Origin of the sequence: Bombiscardovia coagulans (assembly GCF_002259585.1) — a bacterium.
GTDB classification, from domain to species: Bacteria; Actinomycetota; Actinomycetes; order Actinomycetales; family Bifidobacteriaceae; genus Bombiscardovia; species Bombiscardovia coagulans.
Genome location: NZ_MWWS01000005.1, coordinates 91,494 through 114,848, shown reverse-complemented (window position 1 = coordinate 114,848; position 23,355 = coordinate 91,494). Strand labels below are relative to the sequence as shown.

The 23,355-nt window shown below is 46.7% G+C and carries 11 protein-coding genes and 1 riboswitch; of the genes, 7 read left to right on the top strand and 4 right to left on the bottom strand.

The genetic code is table 11. The features are described 5' to 3' along the window. Window positions 1-6: 6 nt before the first annotated feature. Window positions 7-4,983: an RCC1 domain-containing protein gene (locus BOCO_RS05245; RefSeq protein WP_158520419.1), complete on the bottom strand. Its 4,977-nt coding sequence runs from the start codon at window positions 4,981-4,983 to the stop codon at window positions 7-9. A 726-nt stretch (window positions 4,984-5,709) separates the two neighbouring features. Between BOCO_RS05245 and BOCO_RS05240 the strand changes: the two genes are divergently transcribed. The 7 genes from BOCO_RS05240 to BOCO_RS05210 all read left to right on the top strand — a co-directional run bounded on the left by BOCO_RS05240 (window position 5,710) and on the right by BOCO_RS05210 (window position 17,637). Beyond that, entirely contained in the window at window positions 5,710-6,189 is a 480-nt protein-coding gene (locus BOCO_RS05240) for a hypothetical protein (RefSeq protein ID WP_094723049.1), read from the top strand. A 550-nt stretch (window positions 6,190-6,739) separates the two neighbouring features. Then, window positions 6,740-7,723 carry a nucleoside hydrolase gene (locus tag BOCO_RS05235; protein WP_094723048.1) on the top strand — a complete coding sequence of 328 codons (984 nt, stop codon included), beginning with the start codon at window positions 6,740-6,742 and terminating at the stop codon, window positions 7,721-7,723. A gap of 30 nt (window positions 7,724-7,753) precedes the next feature. Beyond that, window positions 7,754-9,175: an MFS transporter gene (locus BOCO_RS05230; protein WP_094723047.1), complete on the top strand. Its 1,422-nt coding sequence runs from the start codon at window positions 7,754-7,756 to the stop codon at window positions 9,173-9,175. A gap of 323 nt (window positions 9,176-9,498) precedes the next feature. Further along, window positions 9,499-12,141: a YhgE/Pip domain-containing protein gene (locus BOCO_RS05225; RefSeq protein ID WP_094723046.1), complete on the top strand. Its 2,643-nt coding sequence runs from the start codon at window positions 9,499-9,501 to the stop codon at window positions 12,139-12,141. After that, entirely contained in the window at window positions 12,138-14,369 is a 2,232-nt protein-coding gene (locus tag BOCO_RS05220; protein ID WP_094723045.1) for a YhgE/Pip domain-containing protein, read from the top strand. Before BOCO_RS05225 ends, BOCO_RS05220 begins: the two co-directional genes overlap by 4 nt. Window positions 14,370-14,515: 146 nt before the next feature. Beyond that, entirely contained in the window at window positions 14,516-16,198 is a 1,683-nt protein-coding gene (locus BOCO_RS05215) for an MFS transporter (protein ID WP_244568756.1), read from the top strand. Window positions 16,199-16,347: 149 nt separating this feature from the next. Next, window positions 16,348-17,637, top strand: coding sequence for a class I SAM-dependent methyltransferase (locus tag BOCO_RS05210; protein WP_094723044.1), 1,290 nt, complete (start codon window positions 16,348-16,350; stop codon window positions 17,635-17,637). Window positions 17,638-17,837: 200 nt separating this feature from the next. Here the strand turns inward: BOCO_RS05210 and BOCO_RS05205 are convergent, their stop codons facing one another. The 3 genes from BOCO_RS05205 to BOCO_RS05195 all read right to left on the bottom strand — a co-directional run bounded on the left by BOCO_RS05205 (window position 17,838) and on the right by BOCO_RS05195 (window position 22,814). Further along, the gene (locus BOCO_RS05205) at window positions 17,838-18,815 is read right to left on the bottom strand and encodes a hypothetical protein (RefSeq protein ID WP_148140064.1); all 978 of its coding nucleotides are present in this window, start codon (window positions 18,813-18,815) and stop codon (window positions 17,838-17,840) included. Window positions 18,816-19,071: 256 nt separating this feature from the next. After that, window positions 19,072-21,087 carry a SpaA isopeptide-forming pilin-related protein gene (locus BOCO_RS05200; protein WP_094723042.1) on the bottom strand — a complete coding sequence of 672 codons (2,016 nt, stop codon included), beginning with the start codon at window positions 21,085-21,087 and terminating at the stop codon, window positions 19,072-19,074. A 236-nt stretch (window positions 21,088-21,323) separates the two neighbouring features. Next, window positions 21,324-22,814, bottom strand: coding sequence for an amino acid permease (locus BOCO_RS05195; protein WP_094723041.1), 1,491 nt, complete (start codon window positions 22,812-22,814; stop codon window positions 21,324-21,326). Window positions 22,815-23,145: 331 nt separating this feature from the next. Continuing rightward, window positions 23,146-23,325: riboswitch (Lysine riboswitch) on the top strand. Window positions 23,326-23,355 lie beyond the last annotated feature (30 nt).

The window sequence follows — 23,355 nt, the reverse complement described above, 5'->3', positions numbered from 1 at the left end:
GTTATCTCATCCAGTGCGGTGCCGGGCTATAAAATATGGCTCTGTTCCTTCTCTCATTTTTCGATATACCACGACGCTGCCCATCACCAGCAGACCGAGTATGAGAATCAGACCAATGCCCTTACCACCAGTCAAAGGAAGGCTAGTGTAATATTCAAATTGGTTAGCAGTATCATCAGGTTGACCCGTTCCATTCAGATTCCATGCAATCTTCACTGGAACGAAAGCAACTGAATGCCCTGGTGTGGTTACTTTCCATGTACCATCCGCATTCTTTACAAGATTTATGCCAGACACACCATCAAAAGTGACAGCATTAACTTCTACATTGTGTGGCACTTGAGAAGCAAGCACGGGACTATTCTCTCTTGAGTGATCTGCATGGGAGCCAAGCTGACCAGCAGCATTGTCTCCCCATGCCCACATCTGCCCCTTATCGTCGAGGGCCAGCGAAAATACTCGTCCTGTGCCTACATGTGTGAAATGACCAGCGCCAGGCACCGATAGCTTTGCAGGTGAACCCTGGTTCCCAGCTACTCCAGTACCTAGCTGGCTTGAAGAGTTATCTCCCCACGCCCACAACTGCCCCTGATCATCGACAGTAAACGAGTGATCGCCTTTTGCACTCACTTGGGTGAAGTGACCCGCACCTGGTACAGATAGCTTCACCGGTGCCAGCTGATGAGCACCCGAACCGTCTCCCAGCTGACCGGAAGCATTACTCCCCCACGCCCACAACTGACCCTGATCATCAATAGCCAAAGAATGAGAAACACCAGCGCTCACACGAGTAAATCGAGCAGCACCAACGGTCGCACTCACTTTTACCGGTACAGCATGGTCACCCGTACTACCGTCTCCCAGCTGACCGGAAGCATTACTGCCCCACGCCCACAACTGACCCTGATCATCGACAGCCAAAGAATGAGAAACACCAGCCGCAATACTAACAAAGCGGCCCGCACCTGGTACAGATAGCTTCACCGGTGCCAGCTGATGAGCACCCGAACCGTCTCCCAGCTGACCGGAAGCATTACTCCCCCACGCCCACAACTGACCCTGATCATCAATAGCCAAAGAATGAGAAACACCAGCGCTCACACGAGTAAACTCACTTACAGCCGGCACAGACAGTTTTGTAGGAGTGGACCGGTTGCTTGTTCCGCCATCGCCGAGCTGCCCAAATGTGTTATCTCCCCAGACCCACAGCTGCCCCTGGCTATCAATAGCTGTTGAATAGCCATCACCTGGGCTGATCTGCGTAAACCGTTTCACTCCCGGAACATTGAGCTTTGCTGGCTTGTCTTTTGCTACGGTAGTACCATCTCCTAACTCATGGTTCGCATTACTACCCCACACATAGACACCACCATCTGAACCCAGCGCCATAGAGTGGGTTTTCCCTGCCTCGACTGTAAAGAAACGAATTCCTCTGGGTGCCGGCGGTGTCAACGTCACTTCCGTTCCGCCTGAAACTGATCCCCTACTTGGATCGATGGTCCATTGTCTATCTGCTTTAGTCCAATGGGCCGTCAAGGACAGGTCGCCTGTGACAGGCTGAGTAAAATCGTAAGGTGCGTCGCCTACGAACCAGCCATCAAACAAATAGCCATTGCGGACTGGATCAGGAGGCCAAACAAGCCGCTCACCTTCTTCTGCTTGCCGCCGCTCAGGTGTGCTCTGTCCATCATCTTTGTCGTAGGTTATGAGATAGGAATGGTAGTAAGTAAAGTGCAATGTTTCATCTGGTTGCGCGTCACCGTTCACGTTCCAGACAATCTTGACATCCACTTGACCCTTGGCATGAGACGGAGTGGTCACTTTCCAGGTACCATCTGTCTGTTGCCCCAAATGTGTGCCTTGCAAACCGTCAAAGGTAACGCTGGTAACTACCACATCGTATGGGTCTGTCCTCACAAAGCCAGCTCGATTAGTATTAGTACCATCTCCCAACTGACCTTGGGCATTGTATCCCAAAGCCCAAGTGCTACCGTCAGATCCGACGACCAAAGAGTGGCGGTAACCAGCACTAATCCTCACAAGACTCGTTAGGCCTGACGGTATGGTCGCTCTAACTGGCGTGTACTGGTCGGAAGTGTTCCCATTGCCCAGCTGTCCGTCTGAATTCCAACCCCATGCCCATACTTGGCCCCTGTCATCAGCTGCCAGAGCGTGGAAACCACCAAAGCTAATCTGAGTGATGTGACCTGCATTGGAGGGGAAGGCTACTTGCACAGGTTTAGTTTGCGTGGCAGTATTTCCATTGCCTATCTGACCGTTGCTGTTGTTACCCCATGCCCACACTTGGCCCTTGTCGTCAAGAATCATGGTGTTCCAAGTGCCTGAGCTTATCTGAGTAATATTTCCTGCTCCTGCGGGCATAACGATAATAGCTGGCCTATTTGTTCTACCTGTTGTATTACCTTTTGCTAATTCTCCAAATGAATTATTTCCCCACGCCCACAACTGTCCCTTGTCGTCAAGGGCTACCGAATGACTACTCCCTGCACTCACTTGAACAAAAGGACCAGCACCAGTAGGTGCAGTAACCTTAACTGGTGTGGGAGAATCAGCATAGCTCGAATTACCTAGCTGCCCCCTATCATTACTTCCCCATGACCATACTTGACCTTTATTATCAACTGCTAGAACATGTCCAAATCCAGCACTGATATCAGTGAAACTGCCAGCATCTGCAGGCATAGATAATTTTTGTGGTCTAATACGAATGACGGAATTATTGGGACCAGCTTTGCTGGTCCCAATCCAACCCCACGCATATATGTCGCCTTTTTCATTAATCGCTACGGAACTTCTGTATCCTGTTTCCACCTGCACTATATGTCCTGCAGCAGCAGGCATATCTACCTTTATTGGAGACTTTCTATCGACGAGCGTTCCGTCGCCTAATTGCCCAGCGTTATTCCGTCCCCAAGCGTAAACATTCCCATCTGAGCCGACTGCTAAGGAATGCGATCCTAGTCCATCAAGATTTACATCATTTGAATTTCTTCCTGCACTGATCTGAGCAAATGTAACACCTCTCGAAGTTGGCGGAGCGAGAGTTACAGTGGTACCGCCAGTGGTTGGTCCTCTGTCAGGGCGAATTATCCATGCGCTCTCTTTGGTCCAACGAGCTGTCAGTGTTATATCATCAAGCACAGGTTGTGCAAAATCATAGGCCACACCTCCAAGGAACCAACCGTCAAACGAATATCCTTGCCGCACTGGGTCAGCTGGCCAAACTGCCCGACCGCCTTTATACACCTGCTGCCGGTCAGGAGGACTCAGTCCGTCAGCCTTATCAAAAGTCACTGTGTGAAAGGCACCATACACATAATTCAGATGCTTATCTGGCTGATCTTTATCATTCAATGCCCATGAGACAGTCACATCAGCAGGACCATTAGCGTGAACCGGAGTGGTCACCGTCCAGGTGCCATTTCCATTGTCCGTAAGGGACGTTCCCGATACTCCATCAAACTTCACCGATTTCAGATTAGCCTTCTCCGGAAAAGCACTTCGTACTGGTTCTTTTTGCGGACCAACCGTATCACCAGTTCCCAATTGACCCGAGCTGTTTAACCCCCATGTCCAAACATGTCCTTGGTCATCAATTCCCGCTGAGTGGTGGTACTCCGTACTTATTGCTATAAAACGGCCCATCCCAGGCTTCGATACGACCTTTACTGGCACAAGCTTGTCAGTAGTGGTACCGTCACCCACTTGCCCTTCTCGGTTGCGTCCCCAACTATAAGCATTACCATCCATACCGATAGCCACAGAGTGATGGAAATCTGCAACTATTTGTGTAAAAGCACCAGCCTCAGCTGGCACATTCACTTTGACAGCTGTAGCTCTAGAAGTTGTTGTATTATCTCCTAGCTCGCCATTGCTGTTATTCCCCCATGCCCATGTGTTCCCCAGATCGTCAATGGCTAGAAAATGCCCATAACCAGCGCTGATCTGAACGAACCGACCGGCACCAACAGGAGTGCCACGCTTGGAAGCCACGGGCGTGTTGGCGTTGTACTCCCATTCCCATATGGCGCCTTGGTCGTCGATAGCGATTGCTTTAGGGTATCCTGCACTCACCTGGGTAAAGTGTCCTACACTACCTGATACGCCCACCCGCACAGGTGCCGCTGAACCGTTTGCCCAAGCCCATATCACTCCCTGATCGTCCAATGCCAGTAGGCGGGGACCTCTGCTGGCGATAGCCTGTTTAAAATGATTGACACCCGCAGGCATTGGCACCTTGGATGGCATATTTGCAGCACCTTGCCCCCATACCCACAGACCGCCGTGCTCATCCAAAGCCATCATATGGTCATCTCGTCCACTAACCTGTATGAAGTGTCCTAAATTCTCGGGTTTTACAACTTTGACAGGCCAAATCTTCCTCGTCGTGGTATTGTCACCGAGTTGTCCATTCTCATTACTGCCCCATGAGTATGCGTTGCCATCTGACCCTAGAACTAAGGTAAACTCATCACCCGAGGTAACTTGCATAAGCTTGATACCTCGTTCTGCAATCGGAGTGATAGTAACTTGCTGACCACCATGGGTTGATTCATGGTCTGGGTTTATGCTCCATTCATCCTTAGTCCAGTGTGCAGTTAAGGTTAAGTTGTTCGTCACAGGATGGCTGAAATCATAGGCTGCGCTTCCGTTGAACCACCCGTCAAAAAAGTAACCCGACCGCACTGGATCATCTGGCCAGACAGCAAAACCACCAACAGGAACGGATTGGTTTACGGGAGGAGGCGTATCTGCCTGATTTGGGTTGAACGATACGGTGCACGATGTTGTACAGGTAGATGCAGCATGAAAATCGAGTTGATTGTTTACGGAAACTCTAGAATCCTTAGGATCAATTTTCTGGAATTGTTTAGGATGCAAGACTGGTGAGATATCGTCGGTAGCCTTGGCCGTATTACTGAGAGCAAACGACCAAGATGACAATATAATACATACTGTCATCAAACCAGCAACCACAGAATAGGGCATTCGAGTTCTGCGGATAGGTCGCATAAATTCCCCCGTCTGACCTCACAACCTACAAGTTTCACCTAGGCCGAATACTTTAACATACGTTCGGCGAGAATCTGCTTCTTTCTTTCCCACGCTTAATTCATTTCGAATTCGGAAGCGAAGGAACGATGGAAGAAGCACAGGCAATGTAAATCAGCAAGTATTGAGCTACCTATTCAAACAATATAGTTAACATGTAACTTGCAATAATGTAAGTCACAGCTAACGTTGGAGCTATATTAAAAGTGGCTCAAACTGTTGCAGCATTACCAAGCAGATACTCCTGACTTATGGTCAGCAGTTATCTGCGATAGCTGTACTCTACTTCTTATTAAGGGTGAGCACGTAGAACACTCAAGTATAGTTACCTATCGCGCCATCAACGTATCCATATACTCAGTTTTACTCAGAACATTCAAATAATTCAGAATAAACAGATTGCGAACAAGAAACGGCCAGCGATTGAAAAGTTCAATATACCTTTCTACTTCATTATGCATTGACTTTCTCACTTCAGTAGTCTATGCATTAGCAGCCCAAGGCATAGCTACAGCAGCACCCCCCTATTAGCCCTATAGATCATCACACCCTCAAAACACCAGCTAGTCAAGTACTTAACGGTAGTAGGATGTAGGGAACGTTGATTACAAACAACAGGTGAACAGGTGATGTAGCATGGCGACTGTCATCAAGGTACTTTCTCTAATAGCAGATTGGTTACTGTATTCATTTCCCTTCTACCAGGGACTTATGGAACTTGGAGAATACGATGTCATTATGAGGAGGTACAGCCGCATCAGTAAAAGGAGAGAATCAGTTTCTCCTTGGTGGTGGTTCTTCCCTATTGTGAAGGTTCACAAGGAAAAGAAACGCGCACTTGCCATTCTTGCAGAGCTCTCTAAGGGGCATCACACTAGAGAGCAAGTCATAACCTTTATCAACAAAGCCACAGCCTGGTTCTATGTATCCCTTGCAGGCTGGCTGAAGATGCTTGTTTCCTTGTTTGACCTAGAAGAGCAGTTCAACCTCAGCAGCATTCTCATTTTCTTATGTGCACTAGTTGCACTTACAGCAGCCGGAATATTCAACGCTGTCGGTCGAGTTACCTACCACCACAAAGATAAGCTTGAACTCCAACTGAAACAACGCCCCTAAGCCAAATATAATTTGACCTCTTACGAAAACCCAGTAACTACCCTTCGCACAGAGCTCTGAGACGCTATTGGTAGATGCTTTGAGGGGAGTTGAGCGTGAGAACTCGCTATTAAAACCCACCCCTATCGTAAAAAGCATGGAAGTTCGTTGAAGGCGTATCCCTAGCTGTGCTACCGGGGTTGTAAGAGTTTGCCCGTATTTGAAGGATTTTATTCACCTTCAAGCGAACAAAGACTTATACAGTGCGCGACAATACGTCAAAGCGTAGTTACATATAGATAAAGCAACTCCATGCAGCTATCCTAATCGGCAGTATGCTAAAACGATACAACACCTTTCATTTACCCTTCCACCATTCACCTTCGACCGCTTCAAGCTGCTGCAGTACCAGCAAATTGACAAGTCAATATACGACCAGTTAATATGTACCCGTTTACAAACATGATGAAACGTTTTACCATTAACGTTTTGTCAATGCCGAAAAAGTGAAGCTGGCAACGTCGGTATTCAAGACGTCAACAGTTTGCGTTAACCAGCGAAGATTGGAGCAATGATGCTGTCAAGCAGCACAACCAAGATTATTCTCGATCTAGACACAGGCATAGACGATACTCTGGCACTCTCGTATATTTTGGCCTCCCCAAATGCCGAGCTTATTGGCGTGACCGGCACCTACGGCAACGTCATCGTCGATCATGGCGTAGCTAACGATATACGACTCCTCAAGATGTATGGCAGGGAAGACATCCCTGTTTTCAAAGGAATCGACCACCCCTCGACGGCCGAATCATTTGAAGTACCACCAGACTCAGCCATTTACCATGGAGAGAACGGGACAGGCAATGCTGAAATTCCTGCCCAGAGCGACCGGCAAGCAGAGAGCCAGAGCTCGGTTGATTTCATCATCGACTCCGTGCGCAAATATCCAAAAGGCGAGCTTGTTATCGTCCCTACAGGTGCTTTAACCTCAATCGCAGCAGCCTTGGAAAAGGCACCCGACATTGTCGATAAAATTCGCATCGTGCTCATGGGTGGAAGCCTCACCCAACCTGGCAACATGAACCCCTTCACTGAGGCCAACATTTCCCAGGATCCCGAAGCTGCAAACGCACTCTTTGCTACTCAAGCCGACATCACCATGATTGGCCTAGACGTCACTACTCAGGTACTCATGACCAAGGAAGATACTCAGGCCCTGCGCAACATCGGCACTCCCGTCGGACACTTCTTGGCAGATATGACTGACTACTACATCAACATCTCTGAACAGGAAGATGCCGATAATTTCCAGGGTGGATGCAACTTGCACGATCCTCTAGCTGCCGCCGTGGCATTGGACCCAACGCTAGTGACTACTCTACCAATCAACCTCATGGTTGAGACCGAGGGCCCACAGCGTGGACGTACCATCGGAGACCCGACGCGCATCTTGGAAAATCCCAAGAACACTAAGGTCGCTATAACTGTTGACGCCGAACGTTTCACAAAGCGTTTTATGGAGCGTCTACTCACTTTAGCTCAAACAACTAAGTAAGCCCACTACCAATTTAAACAAGGATTACTCATGACAGCACAAGAAACGGCAGCAACTAACGTTCAGCTGCCCACGCAAGACGAAGCAGAAATCAACCGTCGTAAAACCAAAAAGTCACTGCCTGCCCTCCTTACCATCTTCTTGCTAGGCACACTCATGATCCAAGCCTTCAACCTGGTCTTCCAGAATGTAGGCGACTCACTAGGAATGTCAGCCAATGCCGCTCTAGTCTCAACCTTGCCAGGCATAGTCCTGGGTGTGGTTTGCATGCTCTACGGCACCTTGTGCGACTTCATATCTCCTAAGAAGATGACACTTCTAGGCGTTTTCGCCCTGATTTTCGGCAGCCTCTTAGGCTTCTTCGGTTCTTCCAACTTCTGGATCGTCATCGTAGCTCGAATTTTCCAGACTGCTGGCGGCCAGGTTGCAGGATCTGTCTTCTTGGTTATGTGCATGAAGTACTTAACTGACAAGGAGCGCGCATTCTACTTAGGCATGTTCAATGCTGTGTATTATGCTTCTTCAGCAGTGGGTGTTTTCGCAGGCGGTATCATCGCTTCGATCGACTGGAAGTACTTGCTGTTAGTGCCAGTTCTGTCAGTCTTCTTTATCCCTCTGATCATCAAAGATACTCCTGACATCTCAGGCAAGGGCGACCATATCGACATCTTCGGCATCACTGTTTTCGCAGTAATTGCCGGTCTCGTTGCTGTCTACTTCTCCTTCCCTGCCACCTGGCTTCTAGGAGTACTCGCCCTCTTTATCGTCATTTTTGCTCTCTATGTTTGGAAGGGTAAGAACCCATTCCTCAGCAAGAGCTTCCTCACAAACAAAGGCTACATGTCAGTACTTTTGGCTTTGTTTGTCTTCTACTTCTTCAACTTCGCCTGCGTGCCAATTTACAATGTAATCGGCGAACAGATCTACCACATTTCCTTGAGCCAAGTTTCCCTATGCCTGACTGTCGTTTACATCGTAGCTACACTGGTTGGTTGCGTCTCCGGAGTCATCCATAACGCTATAGGTCGTATCCCCATGCTGGTTTTGTCAGCTGTTCTTATGGCTATAGGCGCATTCGGTTCTGCTGTCCTCATCAACAATGGCTTCTGGCTATTGACCGTTATGGCCTGCATTTTCATCGCTGGTATTACCATGTCGTACACCCCTTTGTATGACTCTTTCTCTGCCACACTTCCACAAGAAGAGAACGGCCGTGGCGTGGGCATTGGTGATTTGATGATGAATACCTCAGCTTCGATTGGTATGGCTGTCTACAGCCTCTTGATGTCCAATGGAAGCTTTAGTTCCAAAGGATTCTTCGGCATTCAGCCTGGCTCCGAAGCCCAAGTTTCAAACATGTTCCTCGTGATGGGAGCTGCATCTGTCCTGGCTTTGGCAATTGTAGGTATAGTCCACAAAAACATCTCCAAGCATAAGAGCGATAACGAATAAGTAAAAGAGCCAACTCGCCCAGCATTCAGTGAGGGGTATGTCTACTTCAACTTTCAAGAAGTAGACATACCCCTCACTTGTGTGTAAAACCGCGCTAAAAAACAGGTTATTACTATGCTCTTAGCAATAACTAGATAGTGTTCAAATGTATCGAGAGCCAAGCGTTATATGATTTTAACCCTCAGCCATTTGTATCACTTAGAAGCTAAAATGAAGACTCTAGTATGCTCAGGCTACAGTCAGAACCTGCGCTTGTACATCGACTCGTTCTGCACTACCACCTCTAAAAATTGACCGAAGACTCAGGAAGACCAAGAGGAACCATGAGGAACGTGCTTGCCATCGTCAAACGCGATGGACTCCGTCTGTTGCGTGTACCGTCGGCGTGGGTTATTTTATTCGGACTTATTTTTATCCCTCCCTTGTATGCTTGGTTCAACGTATTAGGCTTTTGGGACCCATACAGCAACACACTCAACATCAACATAGCTGTCGTCAACCAAGATAAAGGTACGGACAACGAACTCACAGGCAAGGTCAACTTGGGGAATGAAATTGTCTCCCAACTCAAAGAAAACCACCAGCTGGGTTGGCAGTTCATGGATGTCGATGAGGCAATGGCCCAAGTTAAATCTAGCAAAAGCTATGCTGCTATCGTTATACCCGAGGACTTCAGCAAGCAACTTACTGCTGTCGTATCAGACAATAGCGCCCGACCCATGCTCGAGTACTACGTCAATGAAAAAGCTAATGCCTTAGCAACGAAAGTAACTGATACCGGGGCCTCCACAGTTGACAGACAAGTCAACAATGCTTTTGTCTCAACTGCCAGCAAAGTCATATCGACAGCTATTAATACTACCGGCGACAAGATTAACCAAACGAGCACTAATGCCAGCCAAGAGACCATTGCTGACATAACGACAGTAAGAGGCAACCTGGAAAAGGCTCGCTCTACCATCAAGGATGTAGACAGTCAATTAGGACAAATCCCAGGCAAGACTGGACAGGCCCGTCAGGCCTTGGGGCAGGTACAAAATCTGCAAAACAACGCTTCTCAAGGGCTCAGCAGCACATCAAACCTTTTAGGGCAAACTCAAGGTAGCCTCAACGAATTCATCTCTTCCTCATCCACCAATATGGACCAGGCCTCAACCATGCTCTCGCAGGCCAGCGGACAGGCAAATCTGTCTATTTCCCAGATAGCAGGCGGTCTGACCGTCGCGAATAGCGAAATCGGATCAGCTGCTAACAGAGCTCAAGATGCTAACGCTAAAAATGCGCAGTTGCTCAAAGATCTCAAAGCACTAAACCTCCCTGGTTCGCAAGATGCAATTAGCCAATTGGAAAAGCAGAATGCTGACTTAGGGCAGTCACTGACAAACTTACAAAAACTCAACAAAAGTACAGGCGAGACAGTTACCAAGACTGCTTCTCTTGCAGATCAACTCAATGGAGTAACTCAGGGAACTTTGGCAACCGGCGGAGCAACTCGGAAAAGTCTTATATCCGGTGCTTTACCACAGCTTAACCAGGGCTTGAGTACTCTTTCCACTTCTTCAGGAAATCTCAGTTCAGATATAAGCAGCCAGGGAACACTCATCCGAGAGGCATACACTCTTCTCAACCAGATCGACCAAACATCAAACTCTACTCGCAAGACTTTGGGATCCATTGAAAACTACCTGTCCGGATTGGATGCAAAACTTTCTACGATCTCAACAGACTTGAACGCACTTGGCTCTTCAAACGCTCTAGCCACGTATTTCGGTGAAGGCGGCAAGCTTGATGTGACCAAGGTAGCTGATTTCATGCTTTCACCCACCGTACTCGACACTAAGGTAGTCTACCCAGTTGCCTCTTATGGATCTGGCATGGCACCATTGTTTGTCAACCTTTCCCTCTGGGTGGGTGCTTTCACCCTTATGGTGATCATCAAACTTGAAGTAGACGATGAGGGGCTAGATAATCCCACACCAGGCGAACGCTACTGGGGCCGCTGGCTCTTACTAGCACCAGTAGCGGCTATGCAAGGTCTGGTTACGACCGTTGGCGCAGTATTGATTGGCGTTCAAACTGCTTCTACTCCTCTCTTTATCCTGACTGGCATGGTTGCTTCCTTGGTGTACTTATCAATTACATACGCGCTCTCTACTACATTTCTGCATGTAGGAAAAGCCCTGTGTATTGTAATAGTCATTTTGCAAATCCCAGGAACATCAGGCTTGTATCCGATTGAAATGATGCCTTCTTTCTTCAGACGACTGTATCCCTTCTTCCCCTTTACCTATTCCATTAATGCGCTCAGAGAGACAATCGGCGGGTTTTATGGCAACGACTGGGGCATTGACATGATTAAGCTGCTTATGTTTGCGCTAGTCTTCTTTGCCTTGGGGCTTCTCGGTAGACCCCGACTCAACAATTTGAACCGCCTCTTCGCTAAGGAAATTGCGGAAGGAGACATGATTGTCAGTGAACCCGTTGAGCGCCTTGGCAATGAGTTCCCACTATCACAAGCAATCGCTGCCTTGGCGAATAAGGATGAATACCGTCAGACTATTGTCAATCGAGCAACTCGTTTCGCCAACCTCTACCCTAAACTCAAGCGGGGTGCCCTTATCGCAGGTATTCTCGTGCCTGCAATTTTGGCGATTACTTTCTCATACACTTCAGCCACAATGGTAAATGCTCTGGCTGCATGGGTTATTTGGGTTCTCATTATTATCGCCTTCTTAATGACGATAGAAATGACGCGCGACCGGATAATACGGCAAATTCGCTTGGGAAACTTGGACGATCAGACTATTCATGACATGTTGCCATCCTATGACAGCCCACGGCGTCAGAGGAAGATCCAAGCTCGGGAGAATACCACTGCAACAGCTCCTGACTTAGAAGATACGGCAGACATTCCTTTGCCACCAGAAACGACAACCACCAATGCGCAAGGAGGTGAACAGGCATGAAAACCATGTGGAAACTGTTCACTGGCGACATTATTCGACTGACCTCTAATATCGTTTCAATTATCATTGTGATTGGACTGGTTGTCATACCAGGCCTGTTTACGTGGTTCAATGTTGCTGCAAGTTGGGACCCTTTCTCTAACACTAAGAACATCAAGTTCGCTATAGCAAATGTCGACAAAGGATATAAGTCAGATCTAATTCCAGTTAAGATCTCTGTAGGTGACCAAGTCGTTAACGAACTTAGAGCTAATAGCCAACTGGACTGGACGTTTACCAGTGAAAGTGACGCGATTGATGGCACCAAGTCGGGCAAGTATTACGCCGCTGTTGTTATTCCAGAAGACTTCAGTCAGAAGATGGTAACCTTCTTCTCAGCTAATGCGCAACACGCCAAACTGACATACTACTCCAATGAAAAAACTAATGCCTTGGCTCCCAAATTAACAGGGCAGGGAGCTGACCAAGTGTCAGCACAGATTAACGAGATGTTCGCAAAGACTATTACAAGCACTGCCTTATCGATAGCTTCGCAACTTGTAGACCAACTCAACAAACCAACTGCCAAAAATCAACTCGCCAACTTTTCAGGCAATGTTGACAACTTTGCTAATGATCTCAATCAAACAGCCGAACTTTTAGGTAGTTTTAGCAATATTAGTGACGGCGCCCAGGCCTTGCTGGCTTCTTCCAATCAGCTAGTACAAGATCTTTCCTCTAGCACTCAAACGGCCGGAGACAGCCTCAAACAAGCCCAGAATGGCGTCAGCGATATAACCACAGCGCTGGATACTACTGCTGGAACTCTCACTCAGGCCTTAGGCCAGTCAAGTGCTTCATACGAGGCCGTGGGAGGAAGCATCGATTCCACCCTTAATGCTGCAAATCGCAACTTAGATGATGTTGAGACCAGCATACGTCATCAGGCGACTGTAATAGACCAGCAAGCAGATCAATACCAACGACTGCGTGATGCCATTGCACAGTTACCATCTTCAGCCACAGTTACTGGTAAACACGGTTCTGCCAGTGTCAGTGGACAAGTTATTATTAACGGACAGGATGCTAAGGATCTCGTCGTTCAAGGTATGGATAATGTGCTAGCTCAGCTCCGGTCTCTGAGTGCCTCACTCAACGCCACAGCTCAGAATCTAGCCAGTAACGCAAAGAGCCGTAATGCACAAGTTCAACAAATAAAGGGCCTAGCTCGGGACGCCAAATCTAGCATTGATAATGTTAAAAGTGACTACGACAACAAACTTAAGCCCAACCTCAATACCATATCCGGCACAATGCAACAGTCATCAACGATTTTGAGCCAGGGAGCAGATCAGCTCTCGGGCACGATCAAAGACCTTTCTGCTACCACGAACAATGCCCAGACAAACGCGGAAACTGTCCATCAAGTACTCTCTTCCAATGCTAACTTACTCGTTACGACAAGCAGAAAGCTCAGTGCATTTAGCAAGAACCTCAACCAAGCACTCAACAGTAGTGATATGGACAAAGTTCGTCAGGTCCTCTCTCATGACCCTGAAAGTCTTGCTGCCACTTTGGCGGCACCTGTTAAAGTAAAACGCACGGCACTTTTCCCTGTTGAAAACTTTGGTACAGCTTTGACACCCTTCTATACGTTTATTCCTCTTTGGGTGGGGTCTTTGCTCCTAGCAGTGACTTTAAAAATTACCGTATCGAGGAAGACTCGTGCCGGTCTTGGCCAGCCTAAACCTTACCAGATCTTCTTGGGTCATTACGGCATTTTTGCGCTCCTTTCACTGCTTCAAGCCACGTTTAGTTGTATAGGAACCCTCCTCTTTTTGGGCGTACAACCTGTGCACCCTTGGCTGTTCATGGTTTCAGCCTGGATAAGTGCTCTTGTGTATTCCTTTGTCATATATACCCTCGTTGCTTCATTCGGTAACGTCGGTAAAGCTATTGGAGTAATTGTGCTCGTAATGCAGATTTCAGGTTCAGGAGGAGCCTACCCCCTGCAAGTCCTACCAAGCTTTGTTTCTGACATCCACCCTTATCTACCGCTCTCACATTCAGTTCAGGCGATGCGTGCAGCTATTGCCGGCATTTACATGAACGATTTTTGGATAGAAATGGGCAAGCTTATGCTTTTCGTGCCTCCGATGCTCTTGCTAGGTCTGGCCTTACGAAAGCCATTGGTTAAATTCAACCAGTGGTATGTCTCAAAAATAGAGGCGACCAAAATCGTAGGATGAGCTGTTCCACGGAAGAAGCTACCTGATAATAGTCAGGTGATACCATACAAACTATGACACTCAAGTAGAGACAGCCTGAAAACCCTTACGAAAGCGAAGAGCCGAACAGCAGTCGCGGCTACAGTGCCAGGAAAGGGTATGTCATAGTGAAGAATAAGAAATCACATTCAAGTAGCCAAGGTAATGAAAGCCTCAAGAAAGAATCAAACAGTTCGTTACTTGATAGGGAGTCTGACAACAAAAGAGCAACTCATATCAAGCAGACTAACACTACAAACAGTAAACAATCCAATCAACCGTCAGGTCAAGTAAAGAGGCATAATCAAAGCAGCCTCAATAGTTGGTACAAACGCTTGCATTTAAGCGATGTCACTGTCGTAGAAAAATCTACGCTACAACGAGCAATAGCTGGTACTGTAGTCGGAAATTTTATGGAATGGTACGATGTCGGCGTTTATGGGTACCTAGCAGTTACTATCGGAACCGTTTTTCTTTCCGATGCATCAGCTACCATGCAAAGGCTTTTTTCACTCGGTGTTTTTGCTGTAACCTTTATTGCGCGTCCTCTTGGTGGCATAGTCCTCGGGCAGCTTGGTGACAAGGTAGGAAGGCAAAAGATTTTAGCATTCACGTTGCTTTCCATGTCTGCTGCCACATTGCTGATTGGACTGCTACCAGGATACGCAACTATAGGATTTTGGGCACCTGTAGCTCTTATCGTTCTTAAGCTTGCTCAAGGTTTCTCTACTGGTGGTGAGTACGCTGGTGCATCGACAATGGTTACTGAGTATGCACCAGACCGTCATCGTGGGTTCTTTGCTTCTTTGCTTGATGTCGGTTCATACTTAGGCTTCGCTTTTGGAGCTGGTCTAGTTTCTCTTATCGAGCTCAACATCAGTCCGGAAGCCATGACTGCTTGGGGTTGGCGACTGCCTTTCATTTTAGCTTTGCCTTTAGCTGGTATTGCCGTTTACTTCCGCACTAAAGTTGAGGACACCCCAGCTTTCCAACAGGCGCAGAGCAATGCTTTACCACAGGCGACCACCGAGCCAAAAGGATTGTCCTCACTTATTCACGGTTACGGAAAGGAACTGTTGCTGGCCTTTATCCTAGTCGCAGCAGCGAATACCTTGGGCTACACACTCACCACTTACATGCCTACCTACCTAACCACTACCCTTCACCACAGCATGGCCCAAGCTAACCTCCTGACGTTACCAATTTTGATTATCGTGGCAATCTGCATCCCCTTTACTGGTGCACTTTCAGATAAAATTGGTCGCAAAAAAATTCTATGTATGGGAGCTTTAGCTGGCTTAGTTTTTGCGATACCTGCTTTCAAATTGTTGGAAAATGATACATCTGTTTCCACATTTTCCGGTCTTTTGATTTTAGCTATCCCTGTCATTTTCTTCGTAGCGAATTTAGCATCGTCTTTACCTGCTTTGTTCCCTACTGCTTCGCGATATGGCGGCATGGGTTTATCCTACAATCTGGCAGTCGCAATTTTTGGTGGCACAGCACCACTCATTATGGAAGCTCTCGTCTCAGTAACTGGCTCAGATATTGCTCCTGCTTACTGGATCATGCTCACATCTGCCTGCGGTCTAGTGGCAGTATTGTTCCTCAAGGAATCTGCTCGAAAACCAATGCCCGGTACCCTGCCCACAGTTTCCAGCCAACAAGAAGCACGCGATTTGATTGCTACACAAGACGAAAATCCTGATTGGGACGTCAATGTAATCATTCATGATGCAGAGGAAAATGGTACACGGCAAGCACCCAAACATACAGAAAAGCCTGACGTAGTTGAACTCAACCAACAATAACCCCTTTTGTGATGTTTATAATGCTGGAACTATTTAAAGGTATACATCGCAGTAAGCGAATGAGGAGTAATCTAGTAGTTAGAAAGACTATTCATTTCTTTCTCCTAAACTCTCTGGGCAATGGAGACGGACCAATAGAAAGAGGCTGTATGAGCGCAAAAAGTATGACAGTGGCACAGATGATGGAGGTCTTTTTATCTTCCGGTGCACCTGTACAGGTTAAGGCTTTCGACGGCTCAACATTCGGTCCAGATGAAGCTCCACTCCATCTGTCTGTTAAGAGTTCGAGAGCAATGTATTACATAGCTGAAAATCCTAATGACTTAGGTTTAGCAAGGGCTTATCTTCAGGGTGATTTGGATTCTCCAGAACTGTTACCTGGTAACCCGTACGATGTTTTTAAAAAACTTGTACAACTCAAAGATTACATGAAAAAGCCGAGTGCACCCGATGTTGCAAGAATCGCTACAGCAATCTTTTCTCACGGTCTGCACATCCCTGATCCTCCGGAAATCGAAGGACCTTCCTTGTTGCAGCGCCTCAAGGAGGGTATACGTCCCCATACCCGTAAAGGTGATGCGGCAACTGTAAGTTACCATTATGATCAGTCAAACGATTTTTATCGCCTGTTCTTAGGTTCATCAATGACCTATACTTGCGCTGTTTTTAATAACCCCGATGAATCCCTTGAAGATGCTCAATGGCACAAGCTGAATATGGTTCTTGACAAGATGAATCTCAAAAAAGGAGATCGTCTACTAGACATTGGATGTGGCTGGGGTTCTATGGAAATTGCTGCGGCCAAGCGCGGCATTCACGTTATCGGTGTCACTCTTGCAGAAGAGCAGGTTGAATGGGCTCAAGAGTGGATTAAAAAAGAAGGTTATGAGGACCTTGCCGAGGTTCGCCTCATGGACTACAGGGATGTACCAGAATCCAGCTTCGATGGCATCTGTTCTATAGGCATGATGGAACATGTAGGATTCAAGCAATATCCAGCCTACTTTAAAGAGATGATGGACAAGCTTCGCCCTGGTGGTATTCTGCTAAATCATCAAATTACCCGTACCAACTCCAACGACAATAAGCGGGCAGGTGGTTTCATAGACAGATATATCTTCCCAGATGGAGAACTCGCTAGTCCAGCTGAAATAGAAATGACTATCCAAGACAACGGTTTTGAAGTCATCACTCAGGAGAACCTACGCCAGCATTACGCCCTTACCCTTAAGCATTGGACTGAGAATTTGCAAGATAACTGGGATGAGGCTAAGCAGATGGTAGGCGAGCCTAAAGCAAGGCTTTGGGGTCTGTATATGGCTGGATCTCGTTTAAACTTTGAACTGAATACTATCCAGGTGCATCAGTTCCAATGCATTAAGCCTGACCCATCAACAGGTACTTGTGATTACCCACTGAGGCCGTGGTGGGAAAGGTAAAAAAATCCCGTAAGATACGTTTAAGAGGACCCTGTACTAGTGACGTACAGGGTCCTCTTTGATTTGAATTACCCTTAGTTTTTTCATGTTACACCCTTGCACAAAAACTCTTAGTTCTCACAAAACTAGGTAAAGCTAGGAAATTAATAAGTAAAAGGCTCCGCATCTCTGATGCGGAGCCCTCTATGTCTCTTCAACTCTTATTTGGTGTAACGTTTAGCTGAATACATGATAGCTAGTGCAACGATTAGCAAAACTGAAGTCGCTGTTAGTAAGCTTGTCACTGCGGATCCTGTAGCAACCAGATGTCCTGAAGGACGATAAGCTGTGCTTGTACCAGTACCTGTACTTACACAATTTGGACAATCTTTGGAAGGATCTGGTCTTATAGGTGCCTTGGTTGGAACCGATCCCGGATTCTTCTTCGGAGGAACAGGTACTATAGGTGCCTTGTTCGGAGGAGTTGGTTGAATTGGCTCTCCGGGAACAGGCTTAGTTTGGACCTTGGGATAAGAAACTACATTGTACTCAGGAGATCCATCAGTTTTCTGCCCTGGCATAGTGATAATAGAAGGATCAGCAGTTGCTGAAACTTCTTTAGGTCCAGCTACTAATTGCAATAACCAGTATGCTTTTCTTTGAACACCATCATTCTCTTCTATAGAAAATGTCGCGGGAGATCCACCCGTTATAGTTCCGGCTTTTCCATCATAACTAGCATCTTTTAGCCAAATTCCATTTTTCGCTTGACTGCCTACTGTTACTGATCCTTGGGAATCTGTAGAGCCTAAGTGGATTGTCTCAATACCGTTCGTTTTATCTATATAATCAGAAAGCTTTGCAACAACTTTATCAGTTGCTTCCTTATTAGGGACTGGTTCGCCACTAGGGACCAAAGTCTGTACAGCGTCAAAATTCAGCTTTGTTAGGCTATACACATATCCGGCTCCTACGGGTTTTGCATCTTTGGGCAGCATCTCTGCTACTCCTTCGATACCCGTTGCTCCTGTAGAAGCACCATTATCTAAAACATGAATTGTCAGTGTGGGGTTCGTTTGAGACTGCTTATCATCTGCGAAGGCTTGCAGCGGGTGTGATCCCAACATGACCATGAACGATAGGGCGCACGCCAAGATACAGAGCATCCTCTGTGCTACTCCTCTTATACTGAGCCTCATCTTACTTACTCCCCATACTCTCTCAACATCGGATTCTGGCTCTCTATACAGTAATCGTTAAGCTGTATTGTTGCCGAAGAACCATTGTGGCTACCTACTATCTCTCTTAGCAGGTTTACAAGCCCTTGATTGACTGAGCGATATTCAGCTCAATCGCTCCCCCATTACTAGTTGTTGTGTCCGTGTTGCTGTCCTGCTAAGGGCAACAACACGGACATTCATACTATATTCTCATAGTAACTTTATCTGGCACTACTCAGATTGAGCGGCTTACAGATGAGTTCTTACGGTTGCGTACAACCAGAACACCACCCATGATTGCCAAACCGACGATGAGGAGCAAGATGATACCCTTGCCACCAGTCAAAGGCAGACCGATTGGCTTACCTTTTTCGTCGCCCCTCCAGTTAGCAATTACCTTTGTTACAGCAACACCATCAGCGTTTTTGATGTTTGCACCAGTAGCTTCATAAACGCCTAGATTCAATTTGGTCAGATCTGGCGTAATACCAGCTGGGTGCGCTGCCATAGCAGCTCCCCAACTTTGACCAGCATATTGGCTGAAGTCTACCATCTTGAAACCAACCGGAATCAGATCATGGTCCTGTGGAGCTGCATATTCCTTAAGGGTATACTGAACATTTGTAGCAATATTGGCAGCGTTGTTTGGATCTGAAATAGGCAGAGCTACGAATGACACAACGCCGTTTTGATCAGATATTGCTTCTATTGGAGTTGCTGTAAGATTCGGCTCACCATTTTTATGGAACTTACCATCACTGAAGAGGTATTGATCCGGATCGTCTAGTTTCCCAAGTCGGAACACGGCGCCCGCGAGTGGTCTATTAGTAGAATGATCGACCTTACCTACCTGGAAACTAGCAGCACCTAACTCATCCTTTGCTGGAGGGTCAAGTGGCTTAGGCTTATTAGGATTGTCTGGATTTGTGGTGTCCTTGTTGTCCTTGTTGTCTGGGAAATCTGCAGAAGCAGAGTTCACAAGCTTGCCTGGCGTAGAACCAACGCTATCATTTGCTGACACTACCTTTGCCTTGATCGTTACGATTATCTGAAGATTAGAAACACCTTCTGTTGGTACCGTTGGTGGTAAGATCCATGAGTTACCATCGAAAATCACAGATACATACTTTGTGCCGTCTGTAGATGTAGCAGGACCAACGAACATTGTCTGGCTTTCATCAGCAAGCCTCTTAGGATTGTTTCCATCTGGGCCTTCAACTCTGAATCCAGTCACCGGCTTTACAATTGTATTACCGTTTTCAACATATGAAATACGAGCAGTTGCTTCACCGAACTGAAGAGCTGAAGTCAGGCGATCGGAAATTTTCAGCTGTGGTCCAGTGGCTTTTATCTTGCCCCTGTAGAGCTTACCATCACCTTGCGCGCCGTCTCCATTTAAGATATTCTGTGTAATGTCGTATTTGACAGAATCACCGATCTGAACGTGCTTATCCTCATTACCGTTAATTTTTTTGAACTCACCTGTAGTGCCTCGATCAATTTCGGTAGCATTCTTTTCGAGCTGACCTGACGAGTGGTTCTTTGGATAAATGTGCAGATTATACACGTAACCGTTATCATAATCTCCAGTATCACCAACTACTTTACCTCTAGTCCCGAAGGGCAAACCGAAAATGGTGTTATCAGATATTTGATGATTTGCAGGCTTTGTATCCGGGTTCTCAGTTAAGAGATACCAATGCTGACCACCTGGGAATACAGCAATTGATCCTGTCTTTGCAGCTTCTACAGTGTTGGAAGTGTTGCTGACGTTTCTCCAAACACCTACAGCTCCAGTTGGTGCAGTGCCACCGGTAACAATTTTACCGAGTCCGTCTGTAGTACCAGAATATTTTGCACTAGGAACTACTTCTTCATATGTCTGAGGGTCATTTGCCTTCATGGTTGAAGGATCTGCTCCGCCCTTAGGCTTTACTTCGGTAAGAATGAAGTTAACATTTGCAGCAGTACCCTTACCGCTCGGAGCATCACTAATAGAACCGGTTGGCGCTCCATCGTTAGGGCTACTTGTCACGTACTTTGTAAGTTCTAACGTTGGTTTTTTGCTTGTGTCGATTGCACCTTTTACAAAGCCGTCTTCGGGTTTATACTCGAAACCTGCACTATTAGCAGCCTGAGCACCAGGTACGGCAACCAAGAAGGCTGTCATGGTGGTGAGAGCCGCTACTGAGAGGCCTAATAGTCTTTTACCAAGACTAATGCTCCCAGCTTTCTCGTTTTGAATACGCATGTAATGCGCTCCTTTTCTCTGTCATTTTCTATCGCGCGGTCAGAAGAAATCCCCCAATTTCGTCGGTAGCCAAGAGTGGCTGCCAACGATCAGTCAAACTCCGCACAGGTTACAGTATATGCATACTTGAGCCAAAACAGCAAATATAACAAGGATTTATCTTTGAAAATTTGTAAATGGTTTGTAACTACATATCTGTAATTTTATACAGTTCGTCCCGAAATCCATTGAGAAGATTACAGAGAATGACGATGCTTCCACAAACAAATTCCACCAAAACCAAATAACCAAACCAACCCACAAATGGCAGAAATTCGGGTATCTGCTGCCAAAAATAGGGATACATAAATAACTACGAAAAAGAGTATTGCCACCGTCCCAGTCCATTTATAAGCAGGCATCACGAATCCGTCTGCCATAAAATCAGTGGACTGTCTATACCGTCGGTGGGACACCATGAGCAGAATATATATGAAGATAATCACAGCACTAGAAGCAGAAGCAAACAAGACAAACGCTGATGACAATCCTGGTAAAGTGCGTACAACAGGCGAGAGCATAATTAATACACCTGAGAAAACAATAGCTCTCGCTGGTACATGACCACGTCGAGAGATCCTGCTCAAAGAATGTAGTGATGAGGACTGGGAAGTGTGTGCTAGCTCAAACAGATTACGCCCAGCTGAATAAAGCAGCGAGTTCAAAGCGGAAGCAGCGGCCGTAATGACCACAAAGAAAACCAGAGCTGCTGCCCAATCCAAGCCCGCATATCGAAACACCATCACAAACGGAGAAGCAAAACTACCATCAGGCAAAGGTTTAAATGTTCGCCAGGGCACAATGAGCATGATAGCTACCAGTGCACCCACATAAAAGACTAAAACACGGACAATAATCTCGTTAATGGCTTTTGGTAAAACCTTGCGAGGGTTTTGTGTCTCAGAGACCGTTACACCCACGAACTCGATCATTTCATAGGCAAAGAACACCATTTGGAAACTCATAAAGAAGGAGAGCCAACCATTCGGTGCTATAGAAAAACCATTCAGGATGTTATCAATTCCTGCATGCCCAGCTGGAGAAATCGAATCTGATCCTGCCATACGGACTGCTGGATAGTGAAAATTCACTGCTACCATTACCACAGCGGTAATAATCATAGCTACAATCAACGTGATTTTGATCATAGAGAACCAAAATTCAGCCTCACCAAATACCCGAACAGCTATGACATTAATAGCCACCATAGTAAGCAAGAAAGCAAGTTCTATAAGGAATTGCCAAGCCGACAAATCAATACCGAATGTGCTGAAAAAAGTAACAAAATACGTACCTACAGCTGTAAGCTCAGACATACCAATCAGAATGAGCACAATCCAATATGACCACCCCGCAAAAGACCCCCAACCTGGACCTAGATAACGGGTGATGAAAGCAATGAAGGTATGCTGATCCGGATCTGCATACATGAGCTCACCGATAGCACGCATCAGCAAAAACATAACAATGCCGACCGCTATATAAACAAATACAATAGATGGGCCTGTGAGCGCAATAGACTTACCCGAACCAAGAAAAAGACCGGTGCCAATCGTACCGCCAATAGCGATAAATTGAACGTGCCGCTTGTTCAGCCCCCGCTCCAGCTTATACCCCTGATTGTTTTGTACAGCAGCGGAAGACTCTTGACCAGCGGTCTGATGATTCTTTTGATGTGCTTTGCTCATAGGACTGCCTATTATAGCTCGGCAATGTAAGCTCAACTTTAACGCCTGCTCGGTCTATTCCCTGAACTCGTCTGAGAGCCATTGAAGTGGGGAAATCCAACTCAACTGAAGCATAAAATACACATACCAGTACGAACGAGTCGAAAAATTGAGCAATATCTGGCATTGAACAGCATGAGTTATCACAGAAAATATGTACCATATCCGTTTGTGTGACACAGCAAGGAAGCAAGGGGTTTGTCAGCGCTATGAGCAGCTATCGTTGCACCAGACTTTTACAAATTCGTGGGACGAATTCCTTTAAGAGAGGTATAGTGTAACTCACATTACAAGTCACAGAAGAGGTCGCTGAACTCATCAGTAACTGGGCAGAGGTGTTGCGGCACCAATGAAACCCAGCGAAAGGGTGTTTGGCCGAAATGCTTAGTCACCGCTGAAACTAAGCGTTGGGACTGAATTTAAGAGATTCAGGACTGTCGCAGCATGCTTGCTGCGGAGCGCTATGGACGATTTATGCGTGAGCCTCGGTCGACGGTGAGCA

What these genes read in the sequence shown, in the direction of transcription:
- BOCO_RS05240 (WP_094723049.1), top strand. Translation starts at nt 5,710, where the DNA reads ATGGCGACTGTCATCAAGGTACTTTCTCTAATAGCAGATTGGTTACTG.
- BOCO_RS05205 (WP_148140064.1), bottom strand. Translation starts at nt 18,815, where the DNA reads ATGAGGCTCAGTATAAGAGGAGTAGCACAGAGGATGCTCTGTATCTTG.
- BOCO_RS05245 (WP_158520419.1), bottom strand. Translation starts at nt 4,983, where the DNA reads ATGACAGTATGTATTATATTGTCATCTTGGTCGTTTGCTCTCAGTAAT.
- BOCO_RS05200 (WP_094723042.1), bottom strand. Translation starts at nt 21,087, where the DNA reads ATGCGTATTCAAAACGAGAAAGCTGGGAGCATTAGTCTTGGTAAAAGA.
- BOCO_RS05195 (WP_094723041.1), bottom strand. Translation starts at nt 22,814, where the DNA reads ATGAGCAAAGCACATCAAAAGAATCATCAGACCGCTGGTCAAGAGTCT.
- BOCO_RS05235 (WP_094723048.1), top strand. Translation starts at nt 6,740, where the DNA reads ATGATGCTGTCAAGCAGCACAACCAAGATTATTCTCGATCTAGACACA.
- BOCO_RS05220 (WP_094723045.1), top strand. Translation starts at nt 12,138, where the DNA reads ATGAAAACCATGTGGAAACTGTTCACTGGCGACATTATTCGACTGACC.
- BOCO_RS05210 (WP_094723044.1), top strand. Translation starts at nt 16,348, where the DNA reads ATGAGCGCAAAAAGTATGACAGTGGCACAGATGATGGAGGTCTTTTTA.
- BOCO_RS05230 (WP_094723047.1), top strand. Translation starts at nt 7,754, where the DNA reads ATGACAGCACAAGAAACGGCAGCAACTAACGTTCAGCTGCCCACGCAA.
- BOCO_RS05225 (WP_094723046.1), top strand. Translation starts at nt 9,499, where the DNA reads ATGAGGAACGTGCTTGCCATCGTCAAACGCGATGGACTCCGTCTGTTG.